Origin of the sequence: Devosia sp. (genome assembly GCF_017307565.1) — a bacterium.
GTDB lineage: Bacteria > Pseudomonadota > Alphaproteobacteria > Rhizobiales > Devosiaceae > Devosia.
Map to the genome: position 1 here is coordinate 1 of NZ_JAFKHD010000041.1, position 4,695 is coordinate 4,695.

General features: G+C 63.3%; 5 protein-coding genes and 1 pseudogene. All 6 read left to right on the forward strand.

Annotation, left to right across the window (positions count from 1 at the left end; translation table 11 throughout):
* Positions 1-835, forward strand: an 835-nt coding sequence (locus J0I64_RS00695; RefSeq protein WP_291405443.1) for a sulfate ABC transporter substrate-binding protein, incomplete at its 5' end; no start/stop codon positions are given.
* 76 nt (positions 836-911) lie between these two features.
* Positions 912-1,133 (forward strand): hypothetical protein, encoded by a 222-nt coding sequence (locus tag J0I64_RS00700; protein ID WP_291405445.1) that lies wholly within the window; start codon positions 912-914, stop codon positions 1,131-1,133.
* Positions 1,130-1,726 carry an alpha/beta hydrolase gene (locus J0I64_RS00705; RefSeq protein ID WP_291405446.1) on the forward strand — a complete coding sequence of 199 codons (597 nt, stop codon included), beginning with the start codon at positions 1,130-1,132 and terminating at the stop codon, positions 1,724-1,726. Before J0I64_RS00700 ends, J0I64_RS00705 begins: the two co-directional genes overlap by 4 nt.
* 84 nt (positions 1,727-1,810) lie before the next feature.
* Complete coding sequence (locus J0I64_RS00710) at positions 1,811-3,163, forward strand: FAD/NAD(P)-binding protein (RefSeq protein ID WP_291405447.1); 1,353 nt, start codon at positions 1,811-1,813, stop codon at positions 3,161-3,163.
* 215 nt (positions 3,164-3,378) lie between these two features.
* Positions 3,379-4,224, forward strand: a complete 846-nt coding sequence (gene cysT / locus J0I64_RS00715) for a sulfate ABC transporter permease subunit CysT (protein ID WP_291405449.1) — start codon at positions 3,379-3,381, stop codon at positions 4,222-4,224.
* Positions 4,214-4,695, forward strand: a pseudogene (gene cysW, locus J0I64_RS00720) (sulfate/thiosulfate ABC transporter permease CysW); the annotation flags it as partial. The gene cysT and the pseudogene cysW, both read left to right, overlap by 11 nt.

Below are 4,695 nucleotides of genomic sequence, written 5' to 3' on the forward strand. Positions count from 1 at the left end.
CGCCGCGCAGGTGACCCATGGCGGCTCCGGCTCGCAGGCGCGCACCGTCATCGACGGGCCCGAAGCCGCCGTCGTCCCCCTGGCGCTCGAAAGCGATATCAATGCCATCGCCGATGCCGGACTCATTCCAGAAAACTGGCGCGGTACGCTCGAAAACAACAATGCTCCCTATACCTCGACCATCGTGTTCCTGGTTCGCAAGGGCAATCCCAAGGGCATCAAGGACTGGGGTGATCTGGTCGCCGATGGCGTCGAGGTGATCACGCCGAACCCGAAGACGTCGGGTGGTGCGCGCTGGAATTTCCTGGCTGCCTGGGCTTGGGCGCGCGAAGCCAATGGCGGCGATGACGCCAAGGCGCAGGAATATGTGACGCAGCTCTTCAAGCACGTGCCGGTGCTCGATACCGGTGCGCGTGGCTCGACCACGACCTTCGTGCAGCGCGGCATCGGCGACGTGCTGCTCGCCTGGGAAAACGAAGCCTATCTCGCCCTTGAGGAACTTGGTCCCGACGCCTTCGATATTGTGACGCCATCCCTCTCGATCCTGGCCGAACCGCCGGTAGCGCTTGTCCCGGGCAATGCCGAGAAGAAGGGTAACCTCGATCTCGCCGAGGGCTATCTCGAATATCTTTATTCGGACGTCGGTCAGGCCATTGCTGCCAAGCACTACTACCGCCCCTATCGCCCGGAAGCCGCGGCGCCAGAAGATATTGCTCGCTTCGGCAAGCTGAACCTGGCGACGATCGAGGATTTCGGCGGATGGCGTGAAGCTCAGCCGAAATATTTCGGCGACGGCGGTGTCTTCGACCAGATCTACACCGGCGCCACGCAGTAAGCATGCCGCGGCCGGTCAATGGCCGGCCGCGCGCTCCCTATCCGCCCACGCTGTATTCGACACTTGGAGGTTAGAAATGGTGCATTTCTTCGGAATTTTTGGTCCCGGTCCGCTGGCTCGGAACAATGCGGAAGAGGCTCCGGCCAAGGCGAACTTCTTCGGCGGCCTGCCGAGCAAGACCGAAGATCACAGTCTGAGCCGGCTCGAACTGGAAGCAGGCTACCTGACCGGCAAGGCTCCAGAGCCCGATTTTCATGATCATGGGGCCGCTTCGCGGGGCGGAGTGGACGAGAGATGACGCGGCCTGTCCTTGTCGTGCCCGGTCTAAACGGCTCGGGTGACGGACACTGGCAGCGCCATTGGCTTGAGGACTGGGAAGACGCGCAACTGGTCGAGCAGTCCGACTGGACGAATCCCGAGGCGGGGCGCTGGCAGCATCGGCTTGAACAGGCTGTCATCGCCAACCCGGGCGCTGTTATCGTTGCGCATAGTCTTGGCACCATGCTGACAGCGCGGCTTGCGACGAGCCCCGTCGCGCCACTCGTGGGCGCCGCGTTGCTTGTGGCTCCAGCCGATATCGAGCGTACGTCCACCCTCCATGCGCGGACCTATGACTTCGGACGTATCCCCACCGGGCCACTGCCGTTTCCGGCCATGGTCGTTGCGAGCCGCGACGACATCTACATGACGCTGGAAAAGGCGGTGGAGCTGGCTCAGGGCTGGCAAACACCGTTGACCGATCTGGGCTATGCGGGTCACATCAATGTGGCCAGCGGTTTCGGGCGCTGGAATCAGGGCTATGAATTTGCCCGACAGTTGGTCGAACGCGCCGATCGCGGGCCCAAGGGGCCCCAGTCCGTGGCGGATCATTTGGCTGCGCCCCCGCACTAGCCGGGGCGCATTCTCGTAGGCAATCGGGGCCATGCCCTGGCGCCAGGTATTGACGGCGCGCAGCGCATAACCGGGAGGGTTATTATGACCGCCGCCGGCTCGACAGGAAAATCCATCGTCATCATCGGGGGTGGCGCAAGCGGCGTCTTGCTCGCCGCCCATCTGTTGCGCAGCGCCGATCCCGACCTGCGCGTGACCCTCCTTGAGAGGCAGGGACGTTTTGGTCAGGGACTTGCCTATTCGGCGCTCGACCGCAATCATCGGGTGAATGTGCCGGCACGCGGCATGAGCGCCTTTGCGGATGATCCCGAACATTTCTGGCGGTGGCTGCAGCGGCGCGAGCCGGGGCGGCATGGCTCGTCCTGGACCTTTGTGCCGCGTCGTCTCTATGGCTCCTATCTTGAAGATGTCCTGCGCGAGGCGGGCGAGCATATTGGCGGGCGCCTGCTGGTCCGTGCCGAAGAGGCGGTGGCCCTGCATGAAACGCCCAATGGCGTCGAGACCATCCTCGCCAATGGCACCAGTATCGTGACGCAATGGGCCGCCCTGGCGGTGGGGCACGAGACCCAGCCGGCGCGGGGCAGGGGCATTGCCGTGCGGGCGGGATCCGAGCGCGATACGCCGCTCGATCCCGATGCTGCGGTGATGATCCTCGGTTCTGGCCTGAGCATGGTGGACGCCTGGGTGTCGCTGGCCGAGGCAAAGCATCGCGGGCCCATTACCGTTGTTTCCCGCAACGGACTCTTGCCCAAGGGGCACAAGGATGTGGCGCCCCTCGCCATTGATGCTGCCGATGTTCCCTTCGGTACGAGCCTCACCTATCTCACGCGCTGGTTCCGCGACATCGTGCGCGATGTGGAGGCCAAAGGCGGCGACTGGCGCAGCGTTGTTGACGGGCTGAGGCCTTTCAATCAGCGCCTCTGGGGCAGCTGGCCGCTACGTGAGAAGCGACAGTTTTTACGGCACGTGCGCCCCTGGTGGAATATTCACCGCCATCGCCTGCCGCCGGACCTGCATGCGGGGCTGACGCGCGCGGTGGCGACGGGACAGGTGAACCTTGTGGCCGGGGAATTCGTCGGCATCGAACGCCATGGCGATATCGTGCGGGCAACCATCCGCCCACGGGGCAGCGAGCGCCACGAAGTGGTCGAGGTTGCGCGGGTCTACGATTGTGGCGGCGTTTCGGTCGACGTGCGGGCGAGCGCCAATCCGCTGATCCGCCAATTGGTGCAATCCGGCGCAGCACGACCCGACGATCTGCATATCGGGCTCGATGTCGATGCCAATTGCGCAGCGATCACCGCCGAGGGGCGGGTGTCGCAGCGGGTGCGGGTGGTGGGGCCGCTCACCAGGGGCCGATATTTCGAAATCGAGGCGGTTCCGGATATCCGCCTGCAATGCGCTGGAATAGCGAACTCTTTGCTCGCCGCGCACTGACTTCGCGCCCAAACGCAATCGAGTTTGGCGCATCCCCAAACTGGTGGAACGAATTTCTATCTTTCGATAGAATGTTGTCCGGGCCTCGCCTTGCGAAACCCTACTCTCTGGCTAGAGTTAGGCGGAAATTTGGGCCCCTGCATGATCCGACCAAAAACGCACCAGACCGGGTATGTTGTGCTCGGCTTCGCCATGTTTGCTCAGGAGGTGGCCACATGACGAGATTTGGCCGCTTTCGCCAGCCCAGTGTCATCCCAGGCTTTGGCCTGACCTTTGGCTTCACCCTCGCCTATTTCTCGCTGATCATTCTGGTGCCGCTCGTGGCGCTGGTGCTGCGGTCCGCGGGCCTTGGCTGGAACGGGTTCTGGGCCGCAGCGCTCGATGCGCGCGTGCTCGCCTCACTGCGCACCAGCTTTCTGACGGCCCTGATTGCGGCCGGCATCAATGTGGTGTTCGGCACGCTGATCGCCTGGGTGCTGGTGCGCTACCGCTTTCCGGGCCGCCGCATTTTCGATGCCATGGTGGATCTGCCCTTTGCCCTGCCCACAGCAGTGGCCGGTATCGCGCTGACCGCCATCTATGCCCCCAATGGTTTTATCGGGCAGTTTGCCGCGCAGCTGGGATGGCGCATCGCCTACACGCCGGTTGGCATCACTATCGCCATGATCTTCATCGGCCTGCCCTTTGTCGTCCGGACCATCCAGCCGATTCTCGAAGAGACGAGCAAGGAAGTGGAAGAGGCGTCGGCGACGCTGGGCGCCAATCGCTTCCAGACCATTTCGCGCGTGCTGCTGCCGAGCCTCGCTCCGGCCATCATGACCGGCTTTGCGCTCGCCTTTGCGCGGGCGGTGGGGGAATACGGCTCGGTGATCTTCATTGCCGGCAATATTCCCTTCGTTTCGGAAATCGCGCCACTGCTGATCGTCGTCCGTCTTGAAGAGTTCAACTATGCCGGGGCGGCGGTGATCGCCACAGTGATGCTGGCCATCTCCTTCGTGATGCTGTTCGTCATCAACCTCATTCAGGCCTGGAGCCGCCGGAGATATGGTTATGGCAGCTAAGGCGCGTCGGCCGACCTCGCCGACAAACGAGCCCACCTGGGTCCGTTGGGCCCTGATCCTCTCGGGCCTGCTGTTCATGGCGCTGTTTCTTGTCCTGCCGGTAGCGGCGGTGTTTTCGGAAGCCCTGCGCCAGGGTATCGGCGCCTATTTCCAGTCGCTGCAGCAGCCGGACGCGCAGTCGGCCATCAGGTTGACGCTCCTGGTTGCCGCTATTGCCGTGCCCCTCAACGTGGTTTTCGGCATTGCCGCCTCCTGGGCGATCGCCAAGTTCGAGTTCAAGGGCAAGGCGTTCCTGACCACCCTGATCGACCTGCCGTTTTCGGTGTCGCCGGTGATTTCGGGCCTCGTCTATGTGCTGCTCTTCGGTTCGGGCAGCGTACTCGGGCCGTGGCTGCGATCCTACAATATCGAGATCCTCTTTGCCGTGCCGGGCATCGTGCTCGCCACAATCTTCGTGACCTTTCACTTCGT